General features: G+C 50.7%; 17 protein-coding genes. All 17 read right to left on the reverse strand.

The features are described from left to right. Window position 1: 1 nt before the first annotated feature. Window positions 2-253, reverse strand: coding sequence for a hypothetical protein (locus QMX88_RS03640; protein ID WP_282366437.1), 252 nt, complete (start codon window positions 251-253; stop codon window positions 2-4). A gap of 259 nt (window positions 254-512) precedes the next feature. Further along, the gene (locus QMX88_RS03645; RefSeq protein WP_282366439.1) at window positions 513-1049 is read right to left on the reverse strand and encodes a hypothetical protein; all 537 of its coding nucleotides are present in this window, start codon (window positions 1047-1049) and stop codon (window positions 513-515) included. A 118-nt stretch (window positions 1050-1167) separates the two neighbouring features. Next, window positions 1168-1956 (reverse strand): signal peptidase I, encoded by a 789-nt coding sequence (gene lepB, locus QMX88_RS03650; RefSeq protein WP_282366441.1) that lies wholly within the window; start codon window positions 1954-1956, stop codon window positions 1168-1170. 412 nt (window positions 1957-2368) lie between these two features. Continuing rightward, a complete protein-coding gene (locus QMX88_RS03655; RefSeq protein ID WP_282366443.1) occupies window positions 2369-3097 on the reverse strand; it encodes a hypothetical protein in 729 nt (242 codons plus the stop codon). A 358-nt stretch (window positions 3098-3455) separates the two neighbouring features. Next, complete coding sequence (locus QMX88_RS03660) at window positions 3456-3704, reverse strand: hypothetical protein (RefSeq protein WP_282366446.1); 249 nt, start codon at window positions 3702-3704, stop codon at window positions 3456-3458. Window positions 3705-4061: 357 nt separating this feature from the next. Beyond that, window positions 4062-4529 (reverse strand): hypothetical protein, encoded by a 468-nt coding sequence (locus QMX88_RS03665; RefSeq protein ID WP_282366448.1) that lies wholly within the window; start codon window positions 4527-4529, stop codon window positions 4062-4064. A gap of 232 nt (window positions 4530-4761) precedes the next feature. After that, window positions 4762-4920, reverse strand: coding sequence for a hypothetical protein (locus tag QMX88_RS03670; protein WP_282366450.1), 159 nt, complete (start codon window positions 4918-4920; stop codon window positions 4762-4764). Further along, on the reverse strand, window positions 4917-5189 hold the full coding sequence (locus tag QMX88_RS03675) for a hypothetical protein (RefSeq protein ID WP_282366452.1): 273 nt from the start codon (window positions 5187-5189) through the stop codon (window positions 4917-4919). Before QMX88_RS03675 ends, QMX88_RS03670 begins: the two co-directional genes overlap by 4 nt. 151 nt (window positions 5190-5340) lie before the next feature. Next, window positions 5341-5664, reverse strand: a complete 324-nt coding sequence (locus QMX88_RS03680) for a hypothetical protein (RefSeq protein WP_282366454.1) — start codon at window positions 5662-5664, stop codon at window positions 5341-5343. Window positions 5665-6119: 455 nt separating this feature from the next. Next, a complete protein-coding gene (locus tag QMX88_RS03685; protein ID WP_282366456.1) occupies window positions 6120-7598 on the reverse strand; it encodes a DNA cytosine methyltransferase in 1479 nt (492 codons plus the stop codon). Between the two features lie 263 nt (window positions 7599-7861). Continuing rightward, entirely contained in the window at window positions 7862-8782 is a 921-nt protein-coding gene (rdgC, locus tag QMX88_RS03690) for a recombination-associated protein RdgC (protein WP_282366458.1), read from the reverse strand. Between the two features lie 117 nt (window positions 8783-8899). Then, a complete protein-coding gene (locus QMX88_RS03695) occupies window positions 8900-9973 on the reverse strand; it encodes a hypothetical protein (RefSeq protein ID WP_282366460.1) in 1074 nt (357 codons plus the stop codon). Window positions 9974-9992: 19 nt separating this feature from the next. After that, window positions 9993-10334: an Arc family DNA-binding protein gene (locus tag QMX88_RS03700; RefSeq protein WP_282366462.1), complete on the reverse strand. Its 342-nt coding sequence runs from the start codon at window positions 10332-10334 to the stop codon at window positions 9993-9995. Window positions 10335-10386: 52 nt separating this feature from the next. After that, complete coding sequence (locus tag QMX88_RS03705) at window positions 10387-10791, reverse strand: TraR/DksA family transcriptional regulator (RefSeq protein WP_282366464.1); 405 nt, start codon at window positions 10789-10791, stop codon at window positions 10387-10389. Window positions 10792-11017: 226 nt separating this feature from the next. Further along, entirely contained in the window at window positions 11018-11539 is a 522-nt protein-coding gene (locus QMX88_RS03710; protein WP_282366466.1) for a hypothetical protein, read from the reverse strand. Window positions 11540-11606: 67 nt separating this feature from the next. Next, window positions 11607-12476 (reverse strand): SprT-like domain-containing protein, encoded by an 870-nt coding sequence (locus tag QMX88_RS03715; protein WP_282366469.1) that lies wholly within the window; start codon window positions 12474-12476, stop codon window positions 11607-11609. Window positions 12477-12478: 2 nt separating this feature from the next. Beyond that, window positions 12479-13489 carry a nucleoid-associated protein YejK gene (yejK, locus tag QMX88_RS03720; protein ID WP_282366471.1) on the reverse strand — a complete coding sequence of 337 codons (1011 nt, stop codon included), beginning with the start codon at window positions 13487-13489 and terminating at the stop codon, window positions 12479-12481. Between the last annotated feature and the right edge of the window lie 87 nt (window positions 13490-13576).

Below are 13576 nucleotides of genomic sequence, written 5' to 3' on the forward strand. Positions count from 1 at the left end.
TTTAATTTCCCCCTTCTGGGCGAGCAGCTATAGCGTCCTCTTGCGGCCTGGCGTTGTCGCTCGAAATGAACTCCTGCACAACATGCAACAGGGCTCCGCCAACAATGAGCAAAAACATGCCCATGAAAATCTTTCCTGGTGAGAGCTCGATCATTCCTGCTCGTGCGGCCATGAGCGTAAAAAGCGCTCCGACCATCGCCACTAGGGTAAAAACAACTTTGATGATTAAACGGCCAGATGCTTTGCGATCCATTCGAGTGATCCTCGCTGATTCATAACGGGTAGCAATATACACCCAACCGGGATCTATGAGAATTAAAGCATCCAGTATCCTGAGGCGTATTCGTGCAAAGCGGCTATGGCGTTGACAGGTCTGAACTCGACCAACCAGGATGTGGGAAAATCGGGCACCGAAGTTTCGCTGAGGACGGATCCCCATCGAGTTCAGGCCTTATGCGTTTCATCTAGTCAAAAAAAACCACTCTCGCAATGCGAGAGTGGTCGAGGTGCATTTACAAGATCGACGGAAGCGCTTGGGCCCCTATTAGAGTGCCGACGAAAAAGCTGCCAGAGCTATTTTCGCTGCTGAGATTGGTCGTCGTTTGAATTTCTACCGAAGCCAGGCAACCGGTTTCTGGACTTGAGATGCAGATTTCATTGCTCTTCAGATGCACCACGCCTACCGGATGAAAATCCTCACCCATGTCGCGACGCAGTAAAGCATTTGTCGAGGCACACATCTCACTGGCGGCGAACTCCGCCATGGCCATCGCCGATACCGAATCAAAACACACACCCTTAACAATCACCTCGGTGCCTGCTCCGCCGTCTTCTAGGCTGACGACAACGTGTGCTGCCAAAGGAGCGCCGTTTCCAGTCACCAGATCCGTGATCACGTTGGAGCGATTCATCTCTTCGATGGCGATCAACACCTCATCACGAATCGAACCTGCCGGAAAGTCACCTATACCCTGCAACAAACACCCGCGGGCATCTACCGGTGATGTGGCAACTTTTGCATACAACATAGCCAAATTGTGAAAGCTCATGCTCATTCTCCTGATAAGTGGATGCAAGAGACTTGCGAACCCCTTGCATGGAGGTATGTGGAACATGGGCACATACGATTTCGATGCTTCATCTTTCACCTTCCTTGATGCTCGGCATTCAATTAGTAATTCGTTTAATCCGAATATTAAGCCGGTCTATTGAGACTGAATAAAGAGCGCGACCAATAATGTCTGTTTGATGAACAAATCCCCAATAACGACTATCGAGGCTGTCGCGACGATTATCGCCAAGAACAAAGAAAGCATCTTTGGGTACGAGACACTTCACCCCCTCAGGCTTCCGCTCACAGCCTGTTATCTCTGGAAAATCTGATCCACGGCCTAACTCCTTATCCTGCGCGTCAGACAAAATATCAAATGGTATTTGATCGATGCGTTGAGTTAATGATGTTGCAATCGTCGTGACCCCAGAATCTCCATCTACATATTCATAACGTACGCCACCGACCATGTCGACGATTTTGTTGTTTATATACAATATTCCAGCCTTATATTCGATTATGTCCCCAGGCAAGCCAATAACACGCTTTATATAAGCCTTGCTGCGATCCAAAGGAAACCGAAATACAAGGATATCAGCACGATTCGGAGTAGATACGTTCCAAACAAGCTTATTTGAAAGCGGAAGCCGTAGGCCATAGGTTAACTTATCGACCAAAACAAAATCACCAACCTCAAGGCCAGGCCTCATCGAGGATGACGGAACAACATATGGTTCAACAACGAATGACCTGGTGATTAACAACAAAGCTGCTATTGGCACAAGCGAAACTGCAAACCCCAGTACCCCCTGTGACCAGGGGGCCAAGCGACGAACCGCCCGAAATCGCTCGACCAGCCAAAACGGTGTACCGATTGCGGCGCACAACAACAGGATTGTGTGCATGTCCATGAATGTGCAGAGAAGAAAATAAGGACCCAAGACACCTGCAGCGCATCCCAGTGTGTATTTCCACTGAGAGGTGCTGGTTGAGGTAGCTTTACGACATAGGAGAGGAGCGACTGCTGTAAGAGCCAATCCGGATATAAAAAGACTCACAGAATTTTACCCGACCGTCGTGTCCACCAATATTTGCACATCAACAGTACAAATATCAGGACGGAGCCAGATCCGCACCCCCACCCTATATAAACTATGTAGTCCCCGATCCGTGGTATCCAGCCATATACTATATTGCTAGAAATGGATTGAAGCCCAGTACCAATGCACCAAAGCAAGGCCGACAAGACCCAACCATTGAGCAGCACTTGAATAATGAACCTAATGCCTTTGATCGGTACTTGAGCAGAAAACATGATTACTCCGAAACCTCGACGGACCACCCAAAGCGGTCGATATTTAGTTGCCAGCCCGGCAACGCACTAATTAAGAGCCTAGTTTCAGGCGAGACACTTTTACATCCAAACTCATAACAGTAATAATTTGTTAGTTTTTCCACATCTGCGCAGAAAGACTCCCAAAATAGCTCGTATTCTTGGCTATCCGGTGTAGGTTCGCAGTATTCATACTGCAATGGGAAAGGATGAAGAGCGTAAAGCGTTAGCGCTATGTACCCAGTAATATGATTTGTAAGTGAATGGAAGAAACGATGCCCGATTCCGTGACGACCCAGATTAGATCTAACTTCCAAACGATTCAAAATCAGCACACCACCGTCTGAAAGCACACTCAATAGATCCTGAACACTCGTCCGCGACAAGTCGCTCACAATATTGTTGAGCGATTCACTGAGGAGATCGCATGACTCGGAGATCCCCACCCCATGACCGCTGCCTTTAGAAAGGACTGTGGCCTCTAGAACTGCGATAGGAACTGGGTCACCATTTTTGACGAGCAATGCATCAAGGGCCCGCCCTTCACAGACGGCTCCCCAGGTAAAGACGTCTTCAGACAAGCAATAACGGACTGTGAGTCCATCGCCGGCAGGAAATGAATGTGCATTGTGCAGGAACGGGACGCCGTTGTAGAAACCGCAATCCTCACGTTGCCTACGCAAAAACGCACTAAGCGTCGGTGCCTTTGGCATGGCAGGTCCTCAACTCAAATCTGAACCTGCACTTCCTGAACCGGATGATTCGATGCTGAGAGCACACAAGCGTATCAGCGCCTGGCGATACGCGAGCGCTGACACCAAGACTACAAAGCTCGGTACCACTGAGAAAATGCCGATGTATCCAACCTTAAGCCAGACGTACACGAAAACAGCCAACGCAACTGCTACCGATGGCTGACCGACGAGCCACAACGTCCGGTGTATCCAATAAGATATTTTCATTCTTGACCCTTCAATCTAGAAGTACCACAGGACGTGACAATGCCGCCCCGTAGTACTTCGTTCCTGGAGCATGTGTCCAAGGCCATCCTGATCGGATAGGCCTTGGCTATCAGTTGGTAGCCACGATCGACCAGATGCAGAAAGCCAGAACGAAGGCCCCAAAGCCGCCCACAAGGTAAAGTTGCAAGTTTGTATCCCGAATTTCTCTGGACACGTAACTTTCGAGCAGAGCAGCCTGGGCGTCCCCTTTGGTATTTTTCACAGTGAAAAGTGCTTTGCGGCGCTTAAACGCGATCGAAAAGATGATCACCAGCACGACAACAGTGATGCGAGCGACAATGTCAATAGTTAAGATCATTTGGTTTTCCTGTATTGGTCAGATGGGATTCATAACGGGTACAAATAAGGTGCTTGAAAAAAAGGGTTTTATTATTGTGATCGACTCAATTCGCTGAAGCTTTGAGAGTCTTTCATCTGCTTTATAGCCGACAACATCGGATCTTTCGGTGACTCTCCGCCACCATCACAGTGTGGTCGAGTCTGCCCTGGTTTAATCAGACAGTACCGTCCGACTACTTTTGAGTTTTGGCCCACGATCGTTGACGCAGGCTTTGAATGCGGCAAAATCAGTAGCGCACCGAGAGCCAAGGCGCCGGCTGTCAAAGTGGCCATACCTGCAATCGAACGGCTATTCCAAGGACGGAAAGTCCCACTTTTACGCAAGCGACACCCCCGTTGCGAGCTCCGTCATAACGACAGCGAGGTTAGGGTTTACCACTCCTTTCGCCGCTAAACCTTTGACTTGACCGGAGAGAAATTGAGTAAAAAAGCGATGAGACGCTTCAACTGATTCGTCGGCAGTGCCATGAGCCGCCACGAGGGTCCGCTGTTCATTCGCAGCAGCAGCCGAAGAAATCAAGGCAGTCATAAGCTCAGCAAATTGCGTTTCACCGGTCTTGTCCAGCTTCTGGTAACGCAACATGACGATGATGTCAGCTGGAAGAAACACGGTAGACACCCCGCTTTCGTAGGCACCGTCGTAAACCCATGCACCACCGTTCTCAACGGCAGTTACCGTAAAGAAACGTCCGAGCTGGTGATTGGGTTCGCCAGGCTGCATTTCGAGGATCGGCGGGTTGAACACCTCGTAACCCGCCCCGACTTCAAGATCAGTGTTACCCATGAGCTTCTCCTGAGGTTTAGCCGGCAAGGTGCCGGCGCGCTTTGGATGATACATAACACGTAGGCATAATACACGCTGATTCGACCTAGGTGTAGTGAAGAATCTTGCCGAGACCATCGTCGCGTAGAGCCTGGCTTTCACGGTTTCCTACAGACGCAAAAAAACCCATCAACACATTAAGTGTTGATGGGTCAATTGAAGCGTTAGCTTAAAGCCGCCCTTTTAAGAGCTTTTATTTTGTTTGTATCTGCTCGATGTTACGGCGAGTACCACGCTGTACGCGTATGAACTCACTTTTTACGGCGTTAATCGCACCTATTAAAGGAGCGAAGTACAAACGTGGTGCTTGTTTTGCCGCAATTACGAACTCTGATCCAAACGTTGTATTCATTCGGAAAACTCCTTCAGTGCTTTGAAAATTCCGAGACACAAGAAAATTAAGAAGAGGGTTGCATCAGCAATTGTTAGTGCCATCTCCAAAAAAGTCAGTACTGAGATTGTCAACGGATTCACGACGCCCAGCGTTTCCAGTTTGTGCACCAGAAACGAAAGTGCTACGGCCGGGAGGCCAATAATGATGAAAATGATGAAGCCTACAAAGCAGTGTGCGGCAAAGTGTGCGATGGGGTTCCACCAAGGTTTTTTAGCGGTTTTTGACATAGTTACTCCTGAAAAGACCTGATAGGTCGTTAAGTGAACGCATAGGCCATACTTGCGAGTAGTCCTAGCGCATGGAGATGCGTAACGTGAAACCGTAATTTGGGGCACAAAAAAACCAGGCCGTAGCCTGGCTGGATTTTGTTCTCAATTATCAATTCGATCTAGGATGACGAACCCGACCGGGAGTGAATTGACCGGAGAAAGAAAGGCCTTTCTTCCGGACCATATCACGCACTTTAATTTTACTCGGCGTCGATCCGTTTTCTTTGTGCAATGCCACATGCTCCGCCTCTACATTCAGCAGAAATTCAATGTCTTTTTGACTCAGTTCCAGTTTCGACTCGAGCTTCTTGCGATCGGTAAACCGTTTACCGATCAACGCTGCACATACAGCGGCAGTTACGGTGCTGAACACTGCGGCGCCTGCCTGGATCAGTGCAGACTGTACTGCGGGATCATTGATGGCCAATACCATGTTGTGTCTCCTGAGGGAATTACTTGGTATCAGGTGATGCTCGACGTGGGGCTATAATCCCGGACCGATGACAGAGGAAACAAAAAACCCGCCTGTAGGCGGGTTCAGTGGAAAGCGTTTTTTTAGTGTTTGGCTGCTGGGGCTTGCGCCGGCTTCGCCGACGCATCCTCTTGTACCCGGCGAAACTCTTCCCTAATCGCCCTGCCCGCCCCAATCAAAGGCGCGAAATAGAGCCGAGGAGCCGCACGTGCAGCAAGCATGAATTCTGAGTAAAAGGTCGCTTTCATTGCAGTAACTCCTGTGTTACCTGAAACCGAAAAAGCAATACCATATATAGCAAACTCAGTTGATACCGGCAAGTGAAACACTTGCTGGTGAGGCCGAAGGGTAAAAAACCCGATGCGCACTGCGCATCGGGTGGGGTGTAGCGTTAACCGTCAAGACGTAGGTTGAGATCAGTTGAATAGTGACATGGTGCCTTTTTGTACCATCGATGGATCCGATTGTTTATCGTCTTCAATTTCCTCTCCAACCGGTAGAGGTTTCGGGAATCTCAAAATGTTGTTACGTACTGTCGCAAGACATGCTCCCATTTCCTCTCCTACCGATTCAAACTGCCCAAAACCAACTGACTGCCCAGCTATTTCTTGAGCAGTAGTTTCTGACACACCATTGAGAATCTCCTGAGGTATCCCTTTGATTCGCGCATGTTCGCCCCTGGTAAACAGTCTGCTTAATTCAGGTCGAACAGGATGAATCAGGAAAGGTTCTGTTGAGCGACCTTTGAAATAGTGGCGGCCGATAACACCGCAACCGTCCTCTTTACCGGTTAAAAGCTGTCGCCGGAAACCTTTTCCTGCTGCCTTATCACGGATCTCCTTGTCTGCAAGATATTCATACGGCTTCCACCGTTCGTCATCAAGCGGAATTGGATCAAGGATGTTGTTAAGGCAGGATTCCCTAACGTTGTTCACTTTCAAATTATCGAAAGAGAAGCTTGTGCCTAATCCTTTAGTGAGTGCTACCAGTACCATTCGCTCACGGCGCTCAAGAGCACCGAAGTCCCACGCATTCAACACAGTTTCATGAAGCTCATAACCCAAATGTGTCAAGACCTTGCGAATTGCGGACATTGAGGCGGTGCTCGCATAGTCGCTTACATTTTCTATAACAGCGATAGCAGGGTTTAACGCACGAACCCAGTTTAGGTAATCAATATATAAAGCACCAGCCTCATCATGATCTTCAGCACATTTCAGCTTGTTCTTGGTTTTTCCGCTCTTAGAAGCTCCTGTACAAGGAATCCCTCCGATGAGAATACACACTTCAGGAGTGTTATCTCCTAGGTAGACATCTCGGATGTCTGAACTAATCGCTATCGAGTTTTCTGCCCATAACTGCGGATTATTTCTCAGTGAGGCATCGAGATACTCGCTTTCGACCTCAACACCAACCTGGATGAATGTGCCCACTCCAGCTCGGAGCATTCCAGAGTGTATTGCCCGATCAAGAACTCCCCCGCCATGGAAGAGACTTGCCACTGGCAGTTTTTCTCCACGATCCAGCTTGTCCTTGATGCGTTTGAGCCGCTCACGGATTTTGGTTTGAATTTGAAGTGCTGTAATAACGATGCGTCCCCGGCGCAGAGCAATCCGGACCTTATCGTCTTCTTCGAAAACCTCACGAATTTGTCCGCTGCGAAGATCGATCACAGGATGTATCACCCCGTTTCGCTCACGCTTTGAGACCGTTAAGTGCTTTCCAGAAAAGTCGAAAGGGACTTCGATCAGCTCCAGCCGCTTGGCAGTGACATCAGCTTTGATCGCATACTTTTTCCCGATCTGAACGCCTCCATGGTGCAGCTTCTGACCCTCCATCCAGACTCTTGGAAGCCCTTTGGATTCTCCGATTTTCGCGTTGATAATTGTCGTCATGTAATGCTCCTGTTTGACGACACATTCCCCTGACGGGGTTTGTGCCCAGTCGGGAAAATGAGATTTGTGTTGTCCTCGTGCCTGGGAATGCGAAACACAGGGCGATACTTTTGACAGACAAAAAAAGCCCCCGGTAAGCGGGGGCTCAATGTGCTGGTTATGCCTGGCTGGCCACAACGGCCGTTGGCTCCGAGAGATATTCCACAGGGACTTAGACGCACCTGTTCGCAGGCCGATAGGGGCGGGTCTGGAGCCCACGAGCATCACACTGACTGCGGAATTTCCTCGCCCCCAAGCCCCTCAACGAGTAATGGCAAAAACTCCTTGAACGTGAGCATCATCAGGGTAAAGGTGGCGTCGAGTTGACTGAGCGCGTCATCCCCCCCGTCCGCTGCCGCCTGGTCTTCCAAAAGGGTTTCGAAACGCAGACGCTTGATGATCATTTTGTCATCGAGCATGAACGACAGCTTGTCTTGCCAGGCCAACGCAAGCTGAGTTGCTACTTTGCCGATGCCCAAATGGGTAGCAATTTCTTCAGATGTCAAATCCTGACGCTTGCAGCGCACAATGCCGCCGTCCTCATGTGTGTCCCGAAGTTCACATTCGTCTAGGACAAAAAACCCCTCTGCGGCCTTCTTCGTGTTGAGCCACTCGGTCATGGTCGCGACGGGTGAGATTTTCACCGTGAGCGGCCGTACAGGAAGTGAGCCCATGACCTCACGGAGGGTCGAGAGCACGTCCTCGGCCCGCTTAGGACTTGCGCTATTTACCAGTATCAGACCCATCTTCGGCGCGATTGCTGCGAAAGTGGATGTTCGGCGAATGAACGCTCGCGGGAGGAATGCTTGAATCACTTCATCTTTGATCTGGTCGCGTTCTTTCTTGTAAACCTTGCGGCTCTGCTCAACCTCGATCTCTTCGATTTTTTCATTAACTGCATCGCGCACTACCGAACCAGGAAGAATGCGCTCTTCCTTACGTGCGGCGATCAGGAGAAATTCACCGCTCTGATGAACCAGCGGGGCGTCTTCACCTTTGCCGAATGGGGCAATAAAGCCGTACGTCGCTACCTCTTGCGAGGCACATGGACGGGCGCGTTTGCTCTTGAGCGCCTCCTCCAATACAGACGCTTCAAAAAGAACTTCCTGGGTCAGCCGGTACACCAACAGATTTTTGAACCACATTTGGTTTTTCCTCAGTGAATAACGCCATACCGCCCCCCCATGGGGAGGAGTGTAAATTTTTGAATTAGGAATTTGCCGCTGGGTTGATCAGGAGTCGCTACTCACTACGCTTTACGGCTATCCAACTATGCTCGTTGCTGAGTTGGCCCCAGCGATTTCGGAATATGCGTCAGGTATTTGCACTGGGGCCCACCATCCGCCCCACTGAGCACACGGCACAGCTTTGGCTAACCCCAACTGTCCTTCGCTGACACTGAAGCATCCGGCGGCAGCATCTCGGCGCACCTGAACAAGGTCAGCAGCAACTCCAGGCTGGCCGCCCCAATTCCAGTAGCTCCCAGGTCGATCCGGAATGGTTCGGGTCCATGCATGCCCAGGGAAGCCTTCGGTGAAGCGTTGAGGTACAACGCTGACACTGACACGTGGATGCTCGCATTCCGCCTCGTCGGCCGCTTTAAGCGCTTTTGCGTGGCCTATGCATACCTGAGTGGCCCTACCCTGTTTGTCGAGGCTCTCGTGGCACATGAACTTCCGTCTGCGGCAAGCGCTGTATTCGGCGTCTTCGGTGGTCACTGCCGATTGATTGGCGTGAGTCTCATGTCGGTAAACGCGTCCCGAACAAAGTCCACGGGGGTCAACGCCAGTACAGAGCCTCACGCCTGACATCGCACCGACCAAGGTTGGTAGGTAAATATCTTCCGCAACATGAGGGTGTAGCCCACCCTCGGTGATTAATAGGTCGATCGCGCCAAGCCGGCAATTTTCGATTACGGCATTGGCGCACCCAACCATCTGAGCGAAGAGCCTGACAACATCTTTAATACCCGCGGCGTTGGCGTAACGCGAAAGTATTTTTTCGCGCTCTTGCGTTGACGCCTCAATCACTTTCGACAGAAACTCGGCCTCGACTGAGGTCAATTCGAAGTCGTGCGCCGGCGCCGGCGCTTCAATATGAAAGAGTTTTTCCGAAAGGGGCCATTTTGCCATCGCTGCGTCGACCTCTAAATCAAGGTCGAATCCATCCAGCGGGTCCCCCATGCCCATACGGACCATTGGCACGTTGGCGTGTCCGGTAAGCAGCGACTGCTCACGGAGCCAAAAGTAACGCAGTGCGGCGGCGATGTAAGCAGATCCGGCGTCCGCTTGAGAACTGATACGATTGGCGTCTACGGGCGGTCTTTGCATTCCCATACCGGCCTCCTGATTACGATTAGCAGCGGGCGATCTTCAGTTTTGCACCTGACCCACGCGCTTCAAGCTCCTCGCAACGCGAAGTGACTTGATCAAGAGCACGCTTTAGCAGTTCTACTGATGGTTGGTCTTTCATCGCCTCAAGTTGCCCCTCGAGTTCTTTGCAGCGATTGCCCAGTTGCTCAACCAGCTCTACGTTCAGGATGCCCGTTGCATCCTCCTTCAACGTCCGTTCCAGGCGTTCAATAATTTCGCTGTTCATTGATCGGTGGTTGTTTCGTGCGACTTCGTTGATACGGTCGCGCATGCCATCAGGCAAGCGCACCACGAACTTGTCAGCAGTACGGGAGGAAGTGGACATGGAGTACTCTCTATTGAAGTGAGCCATTGGAGGCTTGATTGAAGGAGGATGATTACGCTACGCGACGGTGTCGGGCCTGAATCTCACGCCGCTGCTTCGCTTCCACTGTCAGCAACGACCGGGGGTTCGACAGCAAACGTGCGAGGCCGATTTCTTCACCGGATTCTTCGCACCAGCCATACTCGCCAGTTTCAATGGCGTCGAGCGCCAGCTTAATTTCACGCAGGTTTTGATTCTCGCGGTCAATACTGCTCAGCAAGCCTTGTCGCTCTTGCTCGTTGAGGGCTACATCCACCTCGTCTGCCGCTTTTTCGAGGCCCGCCATGTCTCCGCGCAACGTTTCGATGCGCGAAATACATTCGCGGCGCTGGGATAGCAAAATATCTCGGAAGTATGCGATCTGCTGAGGTTGCATGTACTGATCTTTTGGCTGGTCGAGTAATTGCTGCGGTGTCATCGCTCGGGGTCCCCCATGTAGTCGTTGCCTGCACTGGCTGCCGAAAAATCCCAGTGCGCCGCTTGAGTAAAACACCAACTGATAATACTGGCAGTATCATGTCAAGGCAACAGCAAGTTATGCATACGCGTTACTGGTTCTCGCGTTTGATAATCGCCGCACATTTGCTCTTTCTACCGCGCATAAAAAACCCCCATCACAGTGTGATGGGGGTCTGGTGAGAACGTTATACCGCAGCCGCCAGGTGGTGCTTTACGCTTCTGACGTCGAGGTAGATCGAAGAAACACCTTTGAAATGCTGTGGGTGGTTGTCAGCGAAACAGGTCAATGCAGCACCGGGGCTACCACCACCAGTTCGAAACAAGCGGAGCTGGCCGGAGTCGACCGATCGATACGCGATGACAAATGCCGCATCCTCTGGATAGGAGCTCAGAGCATAGTCAGTAGATGTCCCTGCAAGGTTCATCATTTCAACGACCCATTTCAGGGATTCGACCTTGCCATGCAGCTCAGCGTTGGCTTCTTCCAGGCTGCAAAAAGCAGCCGACATTGAAATAGCGTCATCTGCACGTTGAGCTTGAACCAACCTTTCAAAGTCACGTAGGAATAAGTGCGCGAGGTCGCCAAACCTCACCACCAGCCTTGCTTTCTCAAGATCAAGTTCCCGGTAAAATTCCGGGGCCTGCCAATCGTCTGCTACGCCTGTCACTTGGTTTTCCATAGATGCGGCTTGAGTCAATGCGTTCATTGGTTGCTCTCCTGAGCGTTTTTTAGTACCAAGAGATGCCGTACATTGCTCTGTAAAGAGCGAAAATTCAGACCTTAGTAACCTTTACTTTTCGCACAATCACACCTCGCTGCTCGAATGCCTTGGCGACCCTTTGCTGACGCTCAAGCTGGTTATCGCCGAAGATGATTGCATGCGTAACGCCACCTGGCAGGGTACTTGGGTTTTGGTGTCGAATGACCGCAGACGCGGAAACCCTCAAGGTCTTCCCCAACGCCCCAAGTTTTGCATCCGCTTTCATCAGTGGGTCCGCCACCAGCGTCAGAACCTGGTGTTCAACGATCATGCCGGCGATCTGACGGATATGGGCCTCACTGAGAGGTGCGCTCCCTGTACTGACGAAAAGCTTTGGGATGACGTTAACCTCTTTGATGATCACATCCTCTTCGCGCAAGAAGGAGATGGCCTTACGGCAAGAGTTACACTTGTAAATGGAACCGCGCACAATCCTATGGTGTTTGCGTTTGCTCAATCGATGCTCCTTGCAGCCGCACCGATATACAAATGGAAGTTTTTCGACGCTGGACGTATCCATCGTGTGGCAGCGATCAGGTGCCAATTTGAAGGCGTCGATCATCACGCTTTTCCACTCGACGCCATGAGGTTTGATTCCTCGCCCCCACTTACTTCTCGCAATGTAATGAGCGACTTCGTGAGGGCAGATCTGATCAAGATATTCCTTAAGGTTTTCGCGCACCAGCACACGGTTGAAGCGAAAGTACCGAGTCTCCTTACCTGTAGTTCGACACCTTCGATAACAGTATTGCGCTCCGACAGTACCAGTAAGATCAAACTTAATAGGGATCTCTGGAAAGGTCTCGCCAAAATGAGCGGAGGCCAAGTGCAAGCACTCAGTCACCCGCTCCTTGATCCCTTTGAACTCATCTACAGGCAACATAATCAGGCTTCAGTTGCCAGCGTGAGCTGCTCCAGTAACTGCACCGGCAGATTCCGAATCAGCAGGGTTTTGTTTTCAGCATCAAATTCAAGCTTGTTGCCAAGCAAGTGCTGCTCGAAGGTAATGGAAAGCCCTTCAATACGGCCGGTGAAACGCTGGAATTTATTCAGTACCTTTTTGTCAGCTGGAAACTCTTCGCTCAACCCATAGTCTTTCAAGCGCAGATGCTCGATGAACGCCTCCGGTCTGTCCTCATCAAGCAGAGAAGACAATTCAGACAAACCGATGGACTGCCCGATTTTGTTCTGGCTATTGGCGTACTGAACCAACATTTGCGTTTTTTCTCGAGCGGATTCCTCGGGAAGGTCTTCTTTTTCAACGAAATCGCTGAAGGCCTTCAAGAGCGTTCGCGTTTCTCCAGGGGAATCGACGCCCTCTTGGCAGCCGATAAATTCGCGAAAGTAATCACCGACTTTTCTACCCAATTTGGGCTTGATGAAAGAAATATACTGCTTAGATTCTGGGTTACCTTGCCATTCAGAAATGTTCACCCGCGCAGCCAAGTGGACATGCCCGAAGTCCAAATGCGGTGCAGATACCACGTTCATGTCTTCGTCCAAGCTCACTCCGGTGCTTTGGTGCAGCAGCGCGATCGCCAGATAATCGGTCAGACCTTGCTGGTAGTGAACCAAAAGTACATGCCCCCCCACGGTCAAGCTTGACTCCTCCATCAGTCTGGTGAGGTGCTCTACAGCGTGCCGGCTGAAATTCATGAAATCGGACTTGCCTTCGAAGTAGGCCTTCAGCCAACCGCTGAAAGGGTAGGCACCGGACTCCGCATGAAATAGGCCCCACCCTTTGGATTGCTTTCCGTTGTACGCAACATTGAAGTCGTGCAACAGGTTCTCGAGGACGTCCGTCTGCGGTAGCTCGGTATCTCGAAGATGCAGCACTGCCGGGTTGCCATCTGGCTTTTTGTCGATGGTATGGATGACGCAGGACTTGATGGGCATGACGATTCTCTCAAGGCACAATAAGTGTCGCCAATAATATACTTACGCGTTAGGAATCCATAGCAACAATTAAAAAAAAGACCCCGG

The sequence above is a fragment of the Pseudomonas sp. PS02290 genome, assembly GCF_029960075.1.
GTDB lineage: Bacteria > Pseudomonadota > Gammaproteobacteria > Pseudomonadales > Pseudomonadaceae > Aquipseudomonas.

Coding starts and splice junctions, on each gene's coding strand:
- QMX88_RS03640 (WP_282366437.1), bottom strand. CDS start 253: ATGGATCGCAAAGCATCTGGCCGTTTAATCATCAAAGTTGTTTTTACC.
- QMX88_RS03645 (WP_282366439.1), bottom strand. CDS start 1,049: ATGAGCTTTCACAATTTGGCTATGTTGTATGCAAAAGTTGCCACATCA.
- lepB (WP_282366441.1), bottom strand. CDS start 1,956: ATGCACACAATCCTGTTGTTGTGCGCCGCAATCGGTACACCGTTTTGG.
- QMX88_RS03655 (WP_282366443.1), bottom strand. CDS start 3,097: ATGCCAAAGGCACCGACGCTTAGTGCGTTTTTGCGTAGGCAACGTGAG.
- QMX88_RS03660 (WP_282366446.1), bottom strand. CDS start 3,704: ATGATCTTAACTATTGACATTGTCGCTCGCATCACTGTTGTCGTGCTG.
- QMX88_RS03665 (WP_282366448.1), bottom strand. CDS start 4,529: ATGGGTAACACTGATCTTGAAGTCGGGGCGGGTTACGAGGTGTTCAAC.
- QMX88_RS03670 (WP_282366450.1), bottom strand. CDS start 4,920: ATGAATACAACGTTTGGATCAGAGTTCGTAATTGCGGCAAAACAAGCA.
- QMX88_RS03675 (WP_282366452.1), bottom strand. CDS start 5,189: ATGTCAAAAACCGCTAAAAAACCTTGGTGGAACCCCATCGCACACTTT.
- QMX88_RS03680 (WP_282366454.1), bottom strand. CDS start 5,664: ATGGTATTGGCCATCAATGATCCCGCAGTACAGTCTGCACTGATCCAG.
- QMX88_RS03685 (WP_282366456.1), bottom strand. CDS start 7,598: ATGACGACAATTATCAACGCGAAAATCGGAGAATCCAAAGGGCTTCCA.
- rdgC (WP_282366458.1), bottom strand. CDS start 8,782: ATGTGGTTCAAAAATCTGTTGGTGTACCGGCTGACCCAGGAAGTTCTT.
- QMX88_RS03695 (WP_282366460.1), bottom strand. CDS start 9,973: ATGGGAATGCAAAGACCGCCCGTAGACGCCAATCGTATCAGTTCTCAA.
- QMX88_RS03700 (WP_282366462.1), bottom strand. CDS start 10,334: ATGTCCACTTCCTCCCGTACTGCTGACAAGTTCGTGGTGCGCTTGCCT.
- QMX88_RS03705 (WP_282366464.1), bottom strand. CDS start 10,791: ATGACACCGCAGCAATTACTCGACCAGCCAAAAGATCAGTACATGCAA.
- QMX88_RS03710 (WP_282366466.1), bottom strand. CDS start 11,539: ATGAACGCATTGACTCAAGCCGCATCTATGGAAAACCAAGTGACAGGC.
- QMX88_RS03715 (WP_282366469.1), bottom strand. CDS start 12,476: ATGTTGCCTGTAGATGAGTTCAAAGGGATCAAGGAGCGGGTGACTGAG.
- yejK (WP_282366471.1), bottom strand. CDS start 13,489: ATGCCCATCAAGTCCTGCGTCATCCATACCATCGACAAAAAGCCAGAT.